18 protein-coding genes and 1 pseudogene are annotated in these 17,699 nt (G+C 70.0%); 7 read left to right on the top strand and 12 right to left on the bottom strand.

Going from position 1 to position 17,699, the window contains the following annotated elements:
* The 3 genes and pseudogenes from SREC43747_RS0116725 to SREC43747_RS0116715 all read right to left on the bottom strand — a co-directional run.
* Positions 1–194 (bottom strand): annotated as a pseudogene (locus SREC43747_RS0116725) (hypothetical protein); the annotation flags it as partial.
* Between the two features lie 43 nt (positions 195–237).
* Positions 238–1,494 carry a sensor domain-containing diguanylate cyclase gene (locus tag SREC43747_RS0116720; RefSeq protein WP_236623240.1) on the bottom strand — a complete coding sequence of 419 codons (1,257 nt, stop codon included), beginning with the start codon at positions 1,492–1,494 and terminating at the stop codon, positions 238–240.
* 322 nt (positions 1,495–1,816) lie between these two features.
* Positions 1,817–3,250: an MBOAT family O-acyltransferase gene (locus tag SREC43747_RS0116715; protein ID WP_029722475.1), complete on the bottom strand. Its 1,434-nt coding sequence runs from the start codon at positions 3,248–3,250 to the stop codon at positions 1,817–1,819.
* Between the two features lie 185 nt (positions 3,251–3,435).
* Between SREC43747_RS0116715 and SREC43747_RS0116710 the strand changes: the two genes are divergently transcribed.
* Entirely contained in the window at positions 3,436–4,278 is an 843-nt protein-coding gene (locus SREC43747_RS0116710; RefSeq protein WP_029722474.1) for a phospholipid scramblase-related protein, read from the top strand.
* Between the two features lie 39 nt (positions 4,279–4,317).
* Here the strand turns inward: SREC43747_RS0116710 and rlmB are convergent, their stop codons facing one another.
* From rlmB to SREC43747_RS0116675, 7 genes are all read right to left on the bottom strand, one after another.
* Complete coding sequence (gene rlmB / locus SREC43747_RS0116705) at positions 4,318–5,277, bottom strand: 23S rRNA (guanosine(2251)-2'-O)-methyltransferase RlmB (RefSeq protein WP_029722473.1); 960 nt, start codon at positions 5,275–5,277, stop codon at positions 4,318–4,320.
* 3 nt (positions 5,278–5,280) lie between these two features.
* Positions 5,281–6,675 carry a cysteine--tRNA ligase gene (gene cysS, locus SREC43747_RS0116700; protein WP_029722471.1) on the bottom strand — a complete coding sequence of 465 codons (1,395 nt, stop codon included), beginning with the start codon at positions 6,673–6,675 and terminating at the stop codon, positions 5,281–5,283.
* A 59-nt stretch (positions 6,676–6,734) separates the two neighbouring features.
* Positions 6,735–7,415 carry an HAD family hydrolase gene (locus SREC43747_RS0116695; RefSeq protein WP_029722470.1) on the bottom strand — a complete coding sequence of 227 codons (681 nt, stop codon included), beginning with the start codon at positions 7,413–7,415 and terminating at the stop codon, positions 6,735–6,737.
* 51 nt (positions 7,416–7,466) lie between these two features.
* A complete protein-coding gene (locus tag SREC43747_RS0116690; RefSeq protein WP_051388105.1) occupies positions 7,467–7,691 on the bottom strand; it encodes a hypothetical protein in 225 nt (74 codons plus the stop codon).
* 107 nt (positions 7,692–7,798) lie between these two features.
* Positions 7,799–8,293: a 2-C-methyl-D-erythritol 2,4-cyclodiphosphate synthase gene (ispF, locus tag SREC43747_RS0116685; RefSeq protein ID WP_029722467.1), complete on the bottom strand. Its 495-nt coding sequence runs from the start codon at positions 8,291–8,293 to the stop codon at positions 7,799–7,801.
* 5 nt (positions 8,294–8,298) lie between these two features.
* Positions 8,299–8,988 (bottom strand): 2-C-methyl-D-erythritol 4-phosphate cytidylyltransferase, encoded by a 690-nt coding sequence (gene ispD / locus SREC43747_RS0116680; protein WP_029722465.1) that lies wholly within the window; start codon positions 8,986–8,988, stop codon positions 8,299–8,301.
* A 20-nt stretch (positions 8,989–9,008) separates the two neighbouring features.
* Positions 9,009–9,497 carry a CarD family transcriptional regulator gene (locus SREC43747_RS0116675; protein ID WP_029722464.1) on the bottom strand — a complete coding sequence of 163 codons (489 nt, stop codon included), beginning with the start codon at positions 9,495–9,497 and terminating at the stop codon, positions 9,009–9,011.
* A gap of 297 nt (positions 9,498–9,794) precedes the next feature.
* Between SREC43747_RS0116675 and SREC43747_RS0116670 the strand changes: the two genes are divergently transcribed.
* Complete coding sequence (locus SREC43747_RS0116670; RefSeq protein ID WP_029722462.1) at positions 9,795–10,436, top strand: copper chaperone PCu(A)C domain-containing protein; 642 nt, start codon at positions 9,795–9,797, stop codon at positions 10,434–10,436.
* A gap of 124 nt (positions 10,437–10,560) precedes the next feature.
* On the top strand, positions 10,561–11,940 hold the full coding sequence (radA, locus tag SREC43747_RS0116665; protein WP_029722461.1) for a DNA repair protein RadA: 1,380 nt from the start codon (positions 10,561–10,563) through the stop codon (positions 11,938–11,940).
* A 590-nt stretch (positions 11,941–12,530) separates the two neighbouring features.
* On the opposite strand, the gene SREC43747_RS0116660 is transcribed toward radA, so the two are convergent.
* The gene (locus SREC43747_RS0116660; protein WP_236623239.1) at positions 12,531–13,094 is read right to left on the bottom strand and encodes a hypothetical protein; all 564 of its coding nucleotides are present in this window, start codon (positions 13,092–13,094) and stop codon (positions 12,531–12,533) included.
* A 167-nt stretch (positions 13,095–13,261) separates the two neighbouring features.
* Between SREC43747_RS0116660 and SREC43747_RS0116655 the strand changes: the two genes are divergently transcribed.
* From SREC43747_RS0116655 to mhuD, 3 genes are all read left to right on the top strand, one after another.
* The gene (locus SREC43747_RS0116655; protein WP_029722458.1) at positions 13,262–14,164 is read left to right on the top strand and encodes an iron-sulfur binding domain-containing protein; all 903 of its coding nucleotides are present in this window, start codon (positions 13,262–13,264) and stop codon (positions 14,162–14,164) included.
* Positions 14,164–14,688 carry a 2'-5' RNA ligase family protein gene (locus tag SREC43747_RS0116650; RefSeq protein ID WP_029722456.1) on the top strand — a complete coding sequence of 175 codons (525 nt, stop codon included), beginning with the start codon at positions 14,164–14,166 and terminating at the stop codon, positions 14,686–14,688. Before SREC43747_RS0116655 ends, SREC43747_RS0116650 begins: the two co-directional genes overlap by 1 nt.
* Before the next feature lie 80 nt (positions 14,689–14,768).
* A complete protein-coding gene (gene mhuD / locus SREC43747_RS0116645; protein WP_029722455.1) occupies positions 14,769–15,077 on the top strand; it encodes a mycobilin-forming heme oxygenase MhuD in 309 nt (102 codons plus the stop codon).
* A 40-nt stretch (positions 15,078–15,117) separates the two neighbouring features.
* On the opposite strand, the gene SREC43747_RS0116640 is transcribed toward mhuD, so the two are convergent.
* Positions 15,118–16,122: an endonuclease/exonuclease/phosphatase family protein gene (locus SREC43747_RS0116640; protein ID WP_029722454.1), complete on the bottom strand. Its 1,005-nt coding sequence runs from the start codon at positions 16,120–16,122 to the stop codon at positions 15,118–15,120.
* Positions 16,123–16,352: 230 nt separating this feature from the next.
* Between SREC43747_RS0116640 and SREC43747_RS0116635 the strand changes: the two genes are divergently transcribed.
* Positions 16,353–17,114 (top strand): DedA family protein, encoded by a 762-nt coding sequence (locus SREC43747_RS0116635; RefSeq protein WP_081722652.1) that lies wholly within the window; start codon positions 16,353–16,355, stop codon positions 17,112–17,114.
* Positions 17,115–17,699 lie beyond the last annotated feature (585 nt).

The raw sequence follows: 17,699 nt of genomic DNA, 5'->3' as shown, positions 1-17,699 counted from the left end.
TCCGAGGAAATGTCCGGCCAGCCCGGGGGAGCGATCGTGCCGCGCCGGAGCTTCAACCGCCCCTCGGGCACCCGGTAGTACACGTCGGTCTGCACGTCGACGCCCTGGGACCGGGCGCCCAGGTCCAGCAGCCGCTGCACCACTTCGCCGGGTCGGGAGCAGCGCGCTTTGAACTCGACGTTGAGATGGGTCACCGGCTCATGGTCACAGCGGCGTCAAGGAACCGGTGCTCCTCGGCTACCGGGCGCCGGAGCCCTTGCGGGCGTACATGTCGCGGTCCGCTCGGGCCAGCAATTCCTGGGTGGAGGCCGTCGAGTCGCTGGCGACGGTCATGCCCACGCTGGCGCCCAGTCTGATGTTCTTGCCCATAGCACGGCTGTCCGCGTTCAACCGCTGGTCGATCCGGGAGCGCAGGCCCTCGGCCTGGAACTCGTCGGTGACGTTGGCGAGCACGACGAACTCGTCCCCGCCGACTCGGGCCACGGTGTCCGCGCTGCGCACGCTGTCCTGCAATTCCCGCGCCGCGGCCTGCAGGAACCTGTCCCCTGCCTCGTGCCCGTGGCGGTCGTTGATGGTCTTGAGCCCGTCGAGGTCGATCAGCAGCACCGCGAGCGCGCCCGGCCGGTCGGAGAGCCCGGCGAGTTCCTGCTGGAACCGGTCGAGCAGCAGCGCGCGGTTGGCCAACCCGGTCAGCGGGTCGTGCAACGCCATGCGGGTCAGCTCGACCAGGCGTTCTTCGCTGACCCGCGAGTCCACCCCGAGCGGCTCGTACTGGCCGACCACGTGGATCGGCTGGTCGTCCGCCCCCAGCAGCGCGCTGAAGCGCGCCTTGATCCAGAACGGTTGGCCGTCGCGGTGCCGCACGCAGATCTCGGTGCTGCTCGTCCGGGTGCGCCCGGCGCGGAAACCGGCGAACAGGTCTTCCACCGGTTTCTGGTAGCCGGTGTAGACCAGCTCCAAGCCGCGCGAGCCCACCAGTTCTTCGCGCCGGTAGCCGATCAGTTCGCAGAACCTGTCGTTGACCTCGATGAGGTGGGTGTGCAAGTCCAGCAGCGCCATTCCGATCGGCGCGTTGATCAGCGTCTGGCGCCAGAGGTCCTCGGCCTCCACCCGAGCGGTGATGTCGCTCAACTGGGCGATGATCAGCTGGGGCGTTCCGTCGGGGCGGTTGATGATCGTGTGGTCGATGAGCGCCCAGACGACGCTGCCGTCGGAGCGCACCAGTCGTTTCTCCTGGGCGAAGCTCCTGGTGCCGTCCCGCACCTTCTGCTCGATGACCTCCCGGTCGATCACCGGGTCCTCCGGATAGGTCACGTCCCCGGACGCGAGCCCGATCAGCTCCTCCTCCGCGTAGCCGAGCATCCGGCACAGGGCGGGGTTGGCCTGCTCGACGCGCCCCTGCAGGTCGAGCAGCACCATCGGCCCGGAGGCCTGTTCCCACAGGGTTTCCCACGCCACACCGCTGATCGAGGTTCGCCCTTCCCGCTCCATCATCACACGCTGCTCGCCCAGCCGCGGGCACACCGCACCAACACCAGGGACCTCCTGCGGTTACCCGGAACACCCCGGTCGAAACCCGGTGCCTCCTGCTGCGACCGGTTCCCGGGCGGTGCTCGTGCTCGGCGCTGCGCCCGTTCGACCGCACCGGCTGGACCTCCGGTCGGGCGCCCGGCGCGAACCCGAGCAGCGGTGACGTCCGGGGCCCTCCAGCAGACCGCCAGGACAGCCACAGTGGACTCCACTGCGGAACGCGGAGCAGCCGTCGACTTTCCGCGCACGGGGAGCGTTCCCCCAGCTCAGCGGCCGCGCAGTCCGATCAGAACTGGTAGTACAGGAACGGGCTGAAGGAACCGGTCGCCACCAGCAATCCCGCGTACAACAGCCCCACCGTCAACACCGCCACCCGCAGCACCTTGGCCGGGACGGTGCGGTCGGTCTCCAGCACCGCCCCGGTGCCCGATCCCGCCGGAAGCAGCACCACCAGCAACGACAACAGCAGGAACGCCATCCGCTGATTGGTCATCGACGCGGCGACGATTTCGGTCAACCCGGCGAAATCCGGCACCAGCATGTGGCCCAGCATGTTCAACGCGACACCCAAGTCCGGCGCCCGGAAGAACACCCAGCCCAGCGTCACCAGCAGCAAGGTGAGCGCCCGCCGGGCCAGCTGCGGCCACCGCCCGGCAGGAGCCCGGTCCCACCCGGTCGCCCGCTCGACGATCAGCAGCGCGCCGTGGTAGAGGCCCCACACCAGGTACGTCCACGCCGCACCGTGCCAGAAACCGGTGAGCGCGAAGATGATCCCCAAGTTCCGGTAGGTGCGGGCGGTACCGCGCCGGTTCCCGCCGAGCGGGATGTAGACGTAGTCCCGGAACCAGCGGGACAACGACATGTGCCAGCGCCGCCAGAACTCGGTCACGGTCACCGACGAGTACGGTCGGGCGAAGTTCTCCGGCAACCGGAAACCCAGCATCCGCCCCAAGCCGATGGCCATGTCCGAGTACCCGGAGAAGTCGAAGTAGAGCTGCATCGCGTACCCGATCGCCCCCAGCCAGGCGATGGCGGACGTCATGTCCTCCTCGGGCGTGGCGAAGCACGCGTCGACCACCGGTGCGATCGTGTCGGCGACGACCACCTTCTTGGTGAGCCCCCAGGCGAACCGCGGCAGTCCGGCGGCGATGTCGTCCAGCCGGTGCGTGCGCAGCTGCGGCAACTGGTGGGCGATCTCCCGGTACCGCACGATCGGCCCGGCCACCAGCTGCGGGAACATCGCGATGTAGGTGACGAAGGAGACCGGGTTCCGCAGCGCCGGCCGCTCTCCCCGGTAGATGTCCACCACGTAGGAGATGTGGTGGAAGGTGTAGAACGAGATGCCGATCGGCAGCACCAGTTCCAGCACCGGGTAGTCGTCGATGCCGAACCAGCTGGCCAGCACCGCGATCTGGGCGGTGGCGAAACCCGCGTACTTCCAGATGAACAGGATGGTCAGGTTGACCGCGACCGTGGCGGCGAGCAGCAGCTTGCGGTTGCGCGCGTCCCGATCGGGTCTCGGCTCCAGCCGCAGCCCGGCCAGGTAGTTGACCACGATGCACACCAGCAGCAGCAGCGTCGTGCCACCGGCACCGCTGGCGTAGAAGACCAGGCTGGCGACCGCGATGACGGCGTTGCGTCCGCTGCGCGGAGCGATCAGCACCGCTGCCAGCACGACCGGCAGGAAGTACCAGAGGAACAGCGGACTTGCGAATGACATGGAAAGCCCCGGTCGGGAGGTCGCGCCTCCGAGTCACGTCGAGTTCTCGGTTTGCCCGCAGGCATTCCGACCGGTTCCCCGGCCGGACCGCAAAGGACTTTAACCGAAAGGAACTCACGATTTTTCGGGAACCGGCTACTCCGAAAACGGCCCGCGCCGCCACCTCGATCACCTAATCTGGGGCCATGACCGCACCACCGCCTCCGCCCGGCTGGTATCCCGATCAGGCCGACCCGCGCTTCTACCGCTGGTGGGACGGTCGACAGTGGACCCAACACGTGCATCCGGTGGCACCGCAGCAAGCTCCGGCCCAAGCCCCCGCGCAAAGCGACGCCGCACCGGTCGAGTTCGCCTTCGGCAACACCGGCACCCCCGCTTCCATCCAGAAGCAGGTGCAGCAGTACGCCGGTGCCGGGCAGGTCGCGGGCGGCGGCGGAACCCTGTTCACCGAGCCGATCCTGGTGATCAACCAGAAGGCCAAGCTGATCGAGGTCGCCAACGAGTACGCCGTCTACGACCAGCACGGTCGCCAACTCGGCTCAGTGGCCCAGGTCGGGCAGAGCGCGGCGCAAAAAGCGCTCCGGTTCTTCACCGAACTCGACTCGATGATGACGGTGAAGCTGGAGATCCGGGACAACACCGGCCGCCCGGTACTGCTGTTGCACCGGCCCGCAGCACTGGCGAAGCAATCGGTCCACGTGCAGCGGCCCGACGGCTTCCAGATCGGCTCGATCGCCCTGGAAAACCCCTGGTGGGGCAAGCCCCGGTTCGGTTTCCTCGTCAACGGGCAGAAGATCGGCGGCATCCTCGCCGAAAACCTGCGGGCCTGGGACCTGAAGATCGTCGACCACACCGAGAACGAGATCGCCCGCATCACCAAGACCTGGCAAGGCCTGGCGAAAGCGGCCTTCACAACCGCGGACAACTACGTGCTGCAGATCCACCGCCAGCTGGCGGACCCGCTGCTGAGCATGGTGGTCGCTTCCGCGCTCACAGTGGACACGGTGATCAGCCAGTTCGACACCTGACCCCGCCCGGGTCGTCGGCCGCCCGGCGGCAGCCGCGCATCACTTGACGCGGCGGCGCCGGGCCACCTCGGCGAGCACCACGCCCGCCGCGACCGAAGCGTTCAACGACTCCACCCCGGCCTGCATCGGGATGGAAACCGTCTGGTCGCAGGTCTCCCGGACCAGCCTGGACAGACCGCGCCCCTCCGATCCGACCACCACCACCAGCGGCTCGGTCGCCAACTCCAACTCGTCGGAGGTGACGTCCGCGTCCGCGTCCAGCCCGACCACCATCAAGCCGGCCTTCTGGTACTCCCGCAGCGTGCGGGTCAAGTTCACGGCACGGGCCACCGGGATCTTGGCCGCGGTGCCCGCGCTGGTGCGCCACGCGACCGCGGTGAGCCCCGCGCTGCGGCGCTGCGGCACCACCACGCCGTGCGCACCGAACGCCGCCGCCGACCTGATCACCGCCCCGAGGTTGCGCGGATCGGTCACCCCGTCCAACGCCACCAGCAGCGGGGGCAGCCCGGTGTCCTGCGCAGCCTGCAGCACGTCGTCCGGGTGCGCGTAGTCGTACGGCGGGACTTGCAGCGCCAGCCCCTGGTGCACGGCACCACCGGTCATCCGGTCCAGTTCCACCCGGGGCACCTCGAGCACCGAGATGCCGTGGTCGTTCGACCGCTGCACCGCTTCGGTGACCCGGTCGTCGATGTCGACGCCCTGCGCCACGAACAACCCGGACGCGGGCACCCCGGCCCGCAAGCACTCGACCACCGGATTGCGACCGGCCACCAGCTCCGGAGCGTTCTCCTGCTGGGCCTTGCGCCGAGCCCGTTCCCGCTCCGCCTTGGCCTTGGCCTGCTCCCGGCGCCAAGCGGGGTGGTTGATCCGGTTCTCCGCCTTGGGCGTCGGTCCCTTGCCGCGCAGCCCTTTCCGCCGCTGGCCGCCGGAACCGACGACCATGCCCTTCTTGGCCCCCGATTTGCGCATCGCGCCGCGGCGCTTGTCGTTGCCCGCCAACGTTTACCTGTCTTTCAACGTCCAAGTCGGACCGTCAGGGGTGTCCTCGACGGCAATACCGCAGTTCTGCAACCGCTCCCGCAGCTGGTCCGCGGTCGCGAAGTCCTTCGCCTTCCGCGCCTGCTGCCGCTGCTCCAGCAGGTCCTCCACGAGCGCGCGCAGCGCCCGGGACGCCGCGGCCTCCGCACCGGAGTCGTCCGCCCACTGCTCGGACAGCGGGTCCAACCCGAGCACGTCCATCATGCTGCGCACCGCGGCGGCGGTCTCCCGAGCGGTCTCGTCCGCCCCGCTGTCCAGCGCGGCGTTGCCCTCCCGCACGGCGTTGTGCACCGCGGCCACCGCCTGCGGGGTGGCCAGGTCGTCGTCCATCGCCGCGGCGAACTCGGCGGTCACCTCGCCCGGAGCCACGCTGCCGGTGCGCTGAACCACCCGCCGCAGGAAGGACTCGATCCGCTGGTAGGTGGCCGCCGCCTCCGTCAGACCGCCGTCGGAGAACTCGATCATGGAGCGGTAGTGCGGGGTCACCAGGTAGTAGCGCAGCTCAGCCGCCCGGGCCCGCTTGAGCACCTCCGGGATCGACAGCGTGTTGCCGAGCGACTTCGACATCTTCTCGCCGCTCATCGTCACCCAGGCGTTGTGCAGCCAGTACCGGGCGAACCCGTCACCGGCGGCGTTGGACTGCGCCAACTCGTTCTCGTGGTGCGGGAAGACCAGGTCCAGCCCACCACCGTGGATGTCGAACTCGCCACCCAGGTAGTAGGTGGCCATCGCCGAGCACTCCAGGTGCCAGCCCGGTCGGCCGTTGCCCCACGGGGTGGCCCAGCTCGGCTCTCCCGGCTTCGCCCCCTTCCACAGGGTGAAGTCCCGCGGATCCCGCTTGCCACCGCCCAAGCTCTCGCCCTGCTGCACCTCTTCCAGCCGCTGGCCGGAGAGCTTGCCGTACTGGTCGGCGAACGACTCCACCGAGAAGTAGACGTCACCGTCCGCCGCGTAGGCGTGGCCCTTGTCGATCAACCGCTGGATCAGCTCGATCATCTGCGGGATGTGGCCGGTCGCCCGCGGCAGCGCCGACGGCGGCAAGCAGCCGAGCTGGTCGTAGGCCCACTCGAAGGCGCGCTCGTGCGTGGCCGCCCACTCCCACCAAGGGCGCCCGGCCTCCGCCGCCTTGGCCAGGATCTTGTCGTCGATGTCGGTGACGTTGCGGATCAGGCGAACCTCGAAGCCCTTGTACTGCAACCAGCGCCGCAACACGTCGAAGTTCAAGCCGCTGCGGACGTGGCCGACGTGCGGCACTCCCTGCACGGTGGCGCCGCACAGGTAGATCGTCGCCATTCCCTCGCGGCGCGGCTCGAACTCACGCGTCGTACGGGTCGCGGTGTCATGCAGGCGCAGGTTCACGACTCCGATGGTACGGGGCCGGCCTGGTGCGGAAGCACAACAGGTGGCCGGTGTCGACTTCAGCCCAGCAGGTCAGCGACCGCGGCGCGCAGCGCGTCCGGCCGCTGGGCGGTGGGCACCGGATCGACCCGCACGAACCGGCAGCCGACCGCGGTCGCACCGCCGTCCGCTTCGGCGCTGTCCCCGATCATCAGCGCCTCCTCCGGCTGCACGTCCAGCCGTTCGCAGGCCCGCAGGAAGATCTTCTGGTCGGGCTTGATCACGCCCTCCTCGTAGGAGAGCAGGAACTCGTCCACGTGCTCGGTGAAGCCGAACTTGTCGAACGCCGGCCGGATGTCGAAAGCGATGTTGCTGATGACGCCCACCTTGATCCCGGCGGTGCGCAGCCCCCGCAGCACCTCACCGGCATCGGGGTACGGAGTCCAGCAGTCCGGGTCGATCAGCCGGGCGTACAGCGCTCGCGCGTGCTCCTCGGGAACCCCCGAGGCGAGCAGCACCCCCAGGTAGGCCTTGCGGTGCTGCGCCGGATCCAGGTCCCGGTTCTCCCAGGCGTCGCGGTACTCGTCCCCCAGCTGGGAGATCATGCCGCTCGGCGCGGTCATCCGGCGCATGATCTCGGCCTTGCCGGCGACGTCGAACGGGACACCGCCCTCGCCGACGAGGTCGTCCAGCCACGACTCGTCCTCTTCCAGCCGGAACAGGGTCCCCGAGAAGTCGAACAGCACCGCTCGTGTGGTCACGAGCTCAACGTAGGTGTGCGGCATCGGGCGCACACCGACATGCGGCGAACCTCACGCCTCGCTTGACCCGTTCAGCCGATCCGGGGTGTGCGAGCTGCTGCGCCACGGCAGCACGATCCCCGTGATGCACGCGATGGCCCCCAGCCACAGCAGCACCACGGCGAACGCGAGCCGCAGCCCGCCGCCGGCCGCCCACAGCAGCAGTGACACCGGCCACAGCACGGCCAGCTGCGCGATGAGCAACCACCGGACCCACCGGTTCCGCTCGATCCCCATGACTCCAGGGTGACCGGGCACGGCCGCCCCGGACCAGGAGGAGAACCCGGAGTTTTCCCTGAATTTGCCTGGCCGGCGTACGAGAACCCGCCGAACGAATTACGCCGTCACCCGTTGGGCGGCGGCGCTTGGTCGACCGGGAAGACCAGAGCGGTCGCGATCGCCGCGACGCCTTCCCCGCGCCCGGTCAGCCCGAGGCCGTCGGTGGTGGTGCCGGACACCGACACCGGAGCGCCCAGCGCTTCGGAGAGCACCTGCTGCGCTTCCTCCCGGCGCTTGCCGATCCGCGGCGCGTTGCCGATGACCTGGACGGTGGCGTTGCCGATGCGGTAGCCGGCCTCGACGACCCGGCGCCGCACCTCGCCGAGGAACTCCACCCCGCGCGCCCCCGCCCAGCGCGGATCGCCGGTGCCGAAGACACCGCCGAGATCCCCCAGGCCCGCCGCGGACAGCACCGCGTCGCACAGCGCGTGGGAGGCAACGTCACCGTCGGAATGACCGGCGCAGCCATCGGCCTCCGGCCACAGCAGCCCGGCCATCCAGCAAGGGCGGCCGGCCTCCACCGGGTGGACGTCCACCCCCTGGCCCACGCGGGGAAGGATCGCGGTCACTCGCCTTCTCCTGCTCCGGCCAGCACCGCTTCGGCGATGGCCAGGTCGAAAGCCGTGGTGATCTTCAACGCGTGCGGGTGCCCGGGAACGGTCTGCACCTTGCCGCCGATCCGCTCGACCAGTCCGGCGTCGTCCGTGGCGGAATCCCCGGCGGAGGCGTACGCCTCCCGCAGCACGTCCACCGCGAAGCCCTGCGGGGTCTGCACCGCCCGCAGCTGCGAGCGGTCCACCGTCGCGACCACCGCGTCGGCGGCGTCGACCTGCTTGACGGTGTCGGCCACCGGCAGGACTGGCACCACCGCGGGCGCGCCTTCGGCCACCGCGCGCACCACGTCCCGGATCACCGAAGGCGGGGTGAAGGCACGAGCCGCGTCGTGCACCAGCACGATCCGGGCGTCCGGTGCGATCCGGTCGACTTCGGCGAGCGCCAGCCGCACCGAGTCGGTCCGCTCCGCGCCACCGGGGACCACGTGCGCCCCCGACTGCGAAGCCAGTTCACCGGCCACGACATCGACCTGATCGGGCGGGGCTGCGACGACCACCTGCTGCACGCAGCCAGACCCCAGCAAACCGCGCACCGCGCGCAGCAGCAACGATTCGCCCCGTACCTGGACCAGCGCCTTGGGCACTCCAGCCCCCAGGCGCACCCCGCGCCCAGCCGCGGGGACCAGCGCGACAACGCTCACGCTCTGGTTTTCTCCGACGCTCAGACTGCCGTGGCGAGGACTTCGTCCAGCAGGCTTTCCGCCTTGCCCTCGTCAGTCCCCTCGGCGAGCGCCAGCTCGCTCACCAAGATCTGACGTGCTTTCGCCAGCATGCGCTTCTCGCCTGCGGACAGGCCACGATCCTTCTCACGCCGCCAGAGGTCGCGCACCACTTCGGCCACTTTGTTGACGTCGCCGGAGGCGAGCTTCTCCAGATTGGCCTTGTACCGCCGGGACCAATTGGCCGGCTCCTCGGTGTGCGGAGCGCGCAGCACATCGAAGACCCGGTCGAGACCCTCCTGGCCGACGACGTCCCGGACACCGACGATCTCGGCGTTGTCGGCGGGAACGCGCACGGTCAGATCGCCCTGCGCGACTTTGAGGACGAGGTACTGCTTCTCCTCGCCCTTGATCACGCGGGTCTCAATTGCTTCGATGAGCGCGGCACCGTGGTGCGGGTAGACGACGGTCTCTCCGACCTTGAAAACCATGTGTCCTCTGCCCCTTTCGCTGCTGCCAGTCTATCACGGCAGGCAACCCCGCTCGACCACCTCACCATCTGTAATCGCAGGTCAGAAGGCGGACAGGGCTTGACAAAACTCCCCTGCGCGTGCAATAGGAGAACACGCGGAGGCGTCTTTCAGTCCAATTTGGACAATCATTCGGGGCGCCTGACCACCTGGTCTGATGTCGACCGCAAGACCGAATCCCGCCCCTCCGGGCGCCCCCGCAAATGACCGGGATAAGCTTTCTACGGTTGTCCGGCAATCAGGAAGGACGCTGCAACCGTGAGCCGCCCACAGCACCTCAAGGCCGCCCGCTTGCGGCTAGTTTCGGCCGCCCTTGGGCTTGGCGTTGCCGTCGCCCTCGCTGGCTGCAGTGCCGGCCAGGTAACCCAGACCGACACGCAGGTCGCCGCAGTTAACGGAGGGTCGGGCAGCGTCAAGGAAATCGCCGTTCGCAACGCTCAGCTGAGCTTCCCGACTTCCGGGCAGTTCTACGCGACGGGCTCGTCCGCCCCCCTGCAGGTCGTGCTGGCCAACGAGGGCGAGGACGACCGGCTCGTCGAGGTCTCCAGCCCGTACGCCCAGTCGGCCACCGTCGAGGGCGAGACCACGCTGCCCAGCGGCACCGCGCTGCACGCCTACGGGGAGGCCGCGGCCACGCCGACGCAGCAGGCCCAGCCCACCGGTCAGCAACAGCAGCCCACCGCCGAGTCCAGCGCCGCGCCCCAGTCGAGCGAGAACCAGCTCGGCCAGCGCGAAGTGCAGATCACCCTCAACGGGCTGACCCAGGACATCACGCCGGGCGTGACCATTCCGGTCACCTTCAAGTTCGAGAAGGCCGGCGAGGTGACGGTGCAGGTGCCGATCGCCGAGGACACCAAGCCGCGCGGCCCGGAGGACCCGGGCAGCGCCCAGGGCCACTGATCACCCAGGGCCGCTGAAGCCTCACAACGGGGGCCGTCGTTGCGACGGCCCCCGTTGCACTTCTCACCGCCGGTACCGCCCCACCGCTTTCCGCGCTGTCCGCGGCGCCGGTTAGCCTCGCGCCGTGCCCTCGAAGAACAGCCGAGCGCCCCGGCCGGTGTACCGCTGCGGCGAGTGCGGTCACGAAGTCACCAAGTGGGTCGGACAGTGCCCGAAATGCCGGTCTTGGGGCACCATCGACGAGGCAGCCCCGCCCAAGCCCGCCCTGGCCCGGGTCTCCGCTGGTGCTCCGGCCACCCCGGCCCGCCCGATCGCCGAGGTGGACCTGGAGACCGCTCGAGCGGTGTCCACCGGGATCTCCGAACTGGACCGAGTGCTGGGCGGCGGAATCGTTCCCGGCGCGGTGGTGCTGCTGGCCGGCGAGCCCGGAGTGGGGAAGTCAACACTGCTGCTGGAAGTCGCCCACCGCTGGGCGGCCGGCGACTCCCCCGGCCCTTCGCTCTACATCACCGGCGAGGAATCCGCCGGACAGGTCCGGTTGCGCGCCGAGCGCACCGATTCGGTGCACCCGCAGCTGTACCTGGGCGCGGAAAGCGATCTCAGTTCCGTGCTCGGGCACGTGGACGCGGTCAAACCCGGACTGCTGATCGTGGACTCGGTCCAGACGGTGCAGACCGCCGAAGCGGAGGGCACGCCCGGTGGCGTCACCCAGGTGCGCGCGGTGACGACGGCGCTGGTGACGCTGGCCAAGGAACGCGGGCTGCCGGTCGTCCTGGTCGGACACGTCACCAAGGACGGGGCCGTCGCCGGTCCCCGGGTGCTGGAGCACCTGGTGGACGTGGTGCTGCACTTCGAAGGCGACCGGCACTCCTCCCTGCGGATGCTGCGCGGGGTGAAGAACCGCTTCGGCCCGGCCGACGAGATCGGCTGCTTCGAGCAGCGCGACGACGGCATCGCGGAGGTCCCGGACCCGTCCGGGCTGTTCATCAACCGCCAGGAGCAGACGGTGGAGGGCACCGCCGTGACCGTGATGGTGGAGGGCAAGCGCCCACTGCTGGTCGAGGTGCAGGCCCTGGCGATGCGATCGCCGATGGCCATGCCCCGCCGCTCGGTCAGCGGGCTCGACTCGTCGCGGGTCGCGATGATGCTGGCGGTGCTGGAGAAGCACGGCAAGGTGCACTTCAGCAACCAGGAGGTGTACGCCGCGACCGTGGGCGGCACCAAGGTCACCGAACCGGCCGCCGACCTGGCCATCGCCCTCGCCCTGGCCTCTTCCAACCTCGGCAAGCCCCTGCCGCCGGGCGTCATCGCCGTCGGCGAGGTGGGACTGGCCGGGGAGATCCGGCGGGTCACCGGGCTCAACCGCCGACTCGCCGAAGCCGCCCGGCTGGGGTTCGACCGGGCCCTGGTGCCGCCGGACTCCGGTCCGCTGCCGGACGGCATCCGCACCACCGAGGTCCCGGACATCCGGACCGCGCTGAAGTTCCTGCGGCAGGGCAAGTGAGCCGGACGGCGCGGGAGTCGTCAACCCCGTTCAACAGTCCGGAGTGGATGGAATATACCGCCTCGTCGGTTCACTCCATACAGGACAGACCGAACCGGTTTTCCCCTTCAAACCGGGGGAATCGTTCCAGGAACCTGCCCGTTCCCAGAACAGCGGCGACAATCCCACCACTGCGCTACCGTCATCCCGGTGTCGGTGTCCTCGGTAGCTCGGATCATGTACAGCCGGGGGTGGCTGACCTTGCCGAACCCGCCGCAAGCGGGGCAAACCGAATTGGGGCCGGCCGGAACGTCCGGCTGCTGCTCACTCATCTCACGATCCTCAAACGGGCGGGGTGAAACCTGGCTGCCATCCTGGGGTACCCCAACAACGGCTGCACCTGGCGGTCACCAGCACGGTCGACACCTCACCGGTCCCGAGCGACATGAACCCCTTCGTCCGGTGCCGGTGTCCAGTGCCGTTGCAACTGCGGCAGGCGATCCGCAGCCCCGGTCGGTGGTTGAGGTCGAGCATCGGCTGATCCCGGAAACTGACTCCTGCGACCACCAGCCTAGTACGACCCCACCGGCTCAAGACGCGAACGCCACCGGTCAGGGGAGGATCCGGAACGGCGCGGGCGGGCTGACCACCTCGCCCAGTCGCGCGACCGCGTGGTACTCACCCGGCGCGACCAGCGGCCCGGGAACAGCGCAGCCGGGCACCGAACCGAACCCCGACCACAGCACGTCGTTGCGCACCGACTGGCCCGGTTCCAACACCGGCCGCTCGTTCGTGGTCTCCGAGTAGCAGTCGTTGCTGCCCCACACGTGTTCCCCGGACGGAGTGGTGATCACCAGTTCCCGCAACACGCGGTTGGTGTCCCGGACGCAGCTGCGATCCCCGGTGTTGGTGATGACGATGCTCAGCGCCACCTGCTCCCCGGCGCGGAACTCCGGACGAGCCGGCTCGGCCGCCACGCGGATCTCCGAATCCGGGCAGGGCGCGGGCTCGAGGTCGGCGGCGACCGCGCTCAACGGAGGCGGTGGAGGTGGTGGTCCGGCGCTGTCCTGCGGCTTCCGACTGGCCGCCCAGATCCCCCAGACCAGCAGAACCACCACGAGGACGGCGACTCCCACGGCCACCGCCCGACGGCGCCAGTACACGCTCGGTGCCAATGGACCGACCGGATCAAACACTTGTCGACAGTACCCCGACCACTGCTCCCGGAAGACGATCTCGAGATCGCCCGATCAGTCGTATCCCGGCGCGCTGGGCGCCCGAGCCGGGGATGACGAGCCAGCTGCACCCTCCGCCGGCACCGCCTGGCAGGATCGGAGGTGCTATGACCGCTGTCCCGAAGACCGGCGCCTCCCCACTGGACCCGGACGACCTGATCGACTGGTTCACCGCGAACGCCCGGCCGCTGCCCTGGCGCGCCCCCGGCACCACCGGCTGGGGCGTGCTGGTCAGCGAGACGATGCTGCAGCAAACCCCGGTCAAACGGGTCCAGCCGGTGTGGGAGGAGTGGATGCGCCGCTGGCCCAAGCCTTCCGACCTGGCCGCCGCCACCCAGGGCGAAGTGCTGCGCGCGTGGGGCAAGCTCGGCTACCCGCGCCGCGCCGTGCGGCTGCACGAGACGGCCACGGTGATCGCCACCGAGCACGGGGACGTCGTGCCCTCCGACGTGGAAACCCTGCTGTCCCTGCCCGGTGTCGGCGAGTACACCGCCCGCGCGGTGGCCGTCTTCGCCTACGGCAAGCGCGCCCCGGTGGTGGACACGAACGTGCGGCGCGTGGTCGCCCGCGCCGTGCACGGCGCCGGTGACGCCGGACCGCCCTCCACCAAACGGGACCTGGCCGACGTGGCCGCGCTGCTCCCCGAAGAGGACGCGAGGGCCGCCACGATGTCGGCCGCCCTGATGGAGCTCGGCCAGGTCATCTGCACCGCGCGGTCCCCGCTCTGCCAGCAGTGCCCGGTGCTGGCGGACTGCGCCTGGAACCGGGCGGGCCGCCCGGCCTACGCCGGTCCGCCGAAGAAGGTGCAGAAGTTCGCCGGGACCGACCGGCAGGTGCGGGGCAAACTGCTGGACGTGCTGCGCAACTCCCCCGGCCCGGTCACCCGGGAGCAGTTGGACGCGGTGTGGTCCGACGCCGGCCAGCGGGACCGCTGCCTGGACTCGCTGCTGGTGGACGGGCTGGTGGAGCAGACCGACGACGGCCGCTTCGCACTGCCCGGTGAGCACTGATGGCGCACGAGGTGCAGCTGTTCTTCGACGACGAGGCGGAGCGGTCCATCCGCCGGCTGTGGCAGCGGCTGGCGGACGCGGGCGTTCCGAGCCCGGCCGGGCAAGTGCCGGAGCAGCGGCCGCACACCACCCTGGCCCGGGCGGGCCGCATCCCACCGGCCGCCCGCCAAGCCCTGCGCGCCGAGCTGTCCCTGCTGTCCATTCCGGACCTGTGGCTGCACACCCTGGGCACGTTCCCCGGTGACGAACCGTCCCTGCTGCTGGCAGCTGTGGTCGACACCGAACTGCTGGCGGTGCACTCGGCGGTGCACGACGTGCTGGCGGGCAAGGTGACCAACCCCTCCGCCTACTACTTCCCCGGCGCCTGGATCCCGCACTGCCCGCTGGCCCGCGGCATCACCGCGGAACAGGTCAAGGCGGGTTTCCAGGCCCTGTACCCGGTGGAACCGGTGCGGGCCGCGGTCACCGCGGCCGGGATCACCGACACCCGCACCGGCCAGGCGGAAGTGCTGATCACCCGATGACGACCGGGTGAAGAATTCCGGAACTGGCTGGGGCCGAATTCACTGTGCGCCGCGGTCTCCACTGCCCGTAGGCTGACTACATGGCTGTTGTGAAAATCAATGCGATCGAGGTGCCGGAAGGCGCCGGTCCCGAGCTGGAGAAGCGGTTCGCCGCCCGCCACGGCGCGGTGGACAACGCACCCGGTTTCCTCGGGTTCGAACTGCTGCGTCCGGTCAAGGGCGACAACCGGTACTTCGTCTACACCAAGTGGGAGTCCGAAGAGGCCTTCCAGAACTGGGCGAACGGCCCGGCCAAGGAGGCCCACGCCGGGGAGCAGAAGAACCCGGTGGCCACCGGTGCTTCCCTGCTGGAGTTCGAGGTCGTGCAGGAGTCGCACCCGGGGAAGTGAACGAGTAACGAGTGAAGGGCACCGCGGCCTGCGGTGCCCTTCACCGTCCGACGAGCACCTCGGTGAACACGGCGCGGTGGTCGGCGCCGGGTACCGGGAGCACCCGGAAGTCCCGCGCCTGGAGCCCCCCGCCGCACAAGACGTGGTCGATGGTCACCGGAGGCGGCAGCAAGGTGCCCTCCTCCGGCCAGGTCGGGAGCCAACCGCGGCCGGTTCGAGCCGCGGCATCGCGGTAGCCGCGGTCGACCAGCTCCCGCAGCGGGGTGTGGTCCAGCGTCGCGTTGAAGTCCCCCACCAGCAGTCGCGGCACCGCCCCGTCCACCGGATCCGGCAGAGCGGCCATGTCGCTGCGCCAGGTGGGCGTGGTGTTCTTCCCCATCGGGTACATCGCGTGGACCGCCACCACCTCCACCGTCGCGCCGCCCGGGAGCTCCACCAGCGCTGACGGCTGCCGGTTCGCCGTGCCCTCCACCAGCGACGTCTCCTGCAGAGGGTAGCGGGACGCGAGCCCGGAGCCCGTGGCGTGCGGGCCGGCCTGGAAGACCCGGTGCGGCAGTTCGGCCGCCAGCCCCGCGCGGTCGAGCTCAGCGACCAACTCCGGGGTGAGCTCCTGCAGGCTCAGCACGTCCACCCGGTTGCTGGCCACCAGCCGCACGATCTCCTCGGCCGAAGCGCTGCCGTAGTAGGTGTTGATCGACAGCACCCGCAGCGGCTCCCCACCGCCCTGGGGCGGGCCGTCCGCCAGCACCCGCGGGGCCAGCGCGCCGCCGGAGACCGCGGTGGCCAGCACCGCGCACAGCACGACCGGCCAGCGGCGCAGCAGGAGCCCCGCCAGCGCCAGCACCACCCCGACCACGGGCGCGTACGGGAACAGGGCGATCAGCGCGACCGCGTAGCGGTTGGCGTCGAACCCGACCACCGACAGCACGACCCAGCCGGTGAATCCGGCCGTTGCCAGCACCAGCAGTCCGGCAGCAGCAGCTCCACCGGGCTTGTGCCGTTGCTGCGGAACGGTTTGAGACACTTCCGGCAGGGTCTGGTCCATCCGAACTCCTCAACCAGTCGGCCCTTTCCAGGCTGGCAGCCCGCGACCAGCCGGTTGCGCCAGCCTTCGAAAAGCCCGCTCGGCGCCGCGGGCATGGCGTAGATCACCAGCCCGATGGCCGAAATGCGACTTTTGACTGGAATCATGGTTGGGCAAGGACTTCTGCCACTTTTCCCGCTGCCGCAGTTCGCGGCCAGCGGAGAACGACGAGCACCCCGGAGCTGTCCCGCATGCAGGTAATGCCGCTGGCTTCCCCCGCCGCCGAACCAACCGGATTCACCGCTTGGGTGATCGACGTGATGGAGGCGCTCGGCGGTCCAGGAGCGGGGCTGATCATCGCGCTGGAGAACCTGTTCCCCCCGATCCCCAGCGAAGCCATCCTGCCGCTGGCCGGGTTCACCGCCAGCCGGGGGGAGATGAGCTTGATCGGCGCGATCGTGTGGACGACGCTCGGGGCCCTGGTCGGCGCTCTGGCGCTGTACGCGGTGGGTGCGGTGCTGGGCCGGGAACGGGCCCGAGCGGTGGCCGCCAAGGTACCGCTGATCAAGATCTCCGACATCGACAAGACCGAGGCGTGGTTCGCCAAGCACGGCGCCAAAGCGGTGTTCTTCGGCCGCATGATCCCGTTGTTCCGCAGCTTCATCTCGCTGCCGGCCGGGGTGGAGCGGATGCGGCTGACCACGTTCGTGACGTTCACCACGCTGGGCAGCCTGGTGTGGAACACGATCTTCGTGGTGGCCGGTTACCTCCTCGGCGAGAACTGGTACCTGGTCGAGGAGTACGCGGGACTGCTGTCGCGGGCGGTGCTGGTCGTCGTGGTGCTGGCCGTCGCGGTGTTCATCGGCCTCCGGATCCGCCGCGCTCGCCGGGACGAGGAGTTCGCCGAAGCCCCCACCGTCCAGCTGGAGGCGGTGCAGGTGGGCAGCTCGTCCACCTGGGGCGACGAGCTGTCGTGGGACGAAACCCCCACCCAGGAGATCCGCCGCTGGTGACCAACCGTCCGCTCCGGCCGCGGTGAGCGGTCCCCTCGACCTGACCCGCGGGCGGGCGTCCTCCTCCGCTCGAGGAGACTTGCGCCGCGGCCCGCGCGGTGGAGTGCCCCGGCTCGACCAGCCGGTGCTCCCCTTTCGAGCCGATCCGGCCGCCCGCTCCGCCGAGCGCAGCGCGCTGCCGAGAGCTGACCTCCCACCAGGACACCTGCGGCAGTCGCCCCTGGAGCCGTCTCCGGAGAACGCGGCTTCCGCCGCGGCACCCCCGGGCGCCGGAGCAAGCCCCCGCGAAGCTCTCGCAGCGCAGCCCCGCACGCCCAGCCGCCGCCCCTGAAGACCACCGTCCCCGCGCAGCAGAACGGCCCCCGCGCTCAGCGGGGGCCGTTCGCCTCAGCGTGTGAACTTGTTGGTCACTCGTTCTCCGGGCGGGATTCGTTCGGCTTCTCCTCGGAGGTGGCCGAAACCCCGACCGGGGTGTCAGGGACCAAGGACGGCTTGGGTTCGCCGCGGAAGGTGAACACCGCCTGGTCGTCGGGGCCTTCGCCGTCCCAGTTGTCGACATCGACGATGACGATCTGGCCCGGCTCG

It is taken from the genome of Saccharopolyspora rectivirgula DSM 43747, assembly GCF_000497205.1.
Lineage (GTDB): Bacteria > Actinomycetota > Actinomycetes > Mycobacteriales > Pseudonocardiaceae > Saccharopolyspora > Saccharopolyspora rectivirgula.
The sequence above is the reverse complement of the archived record's forward strand: the minus strand, read 5'-3'. Positions and strand labels throughout refer to the sequence as shown.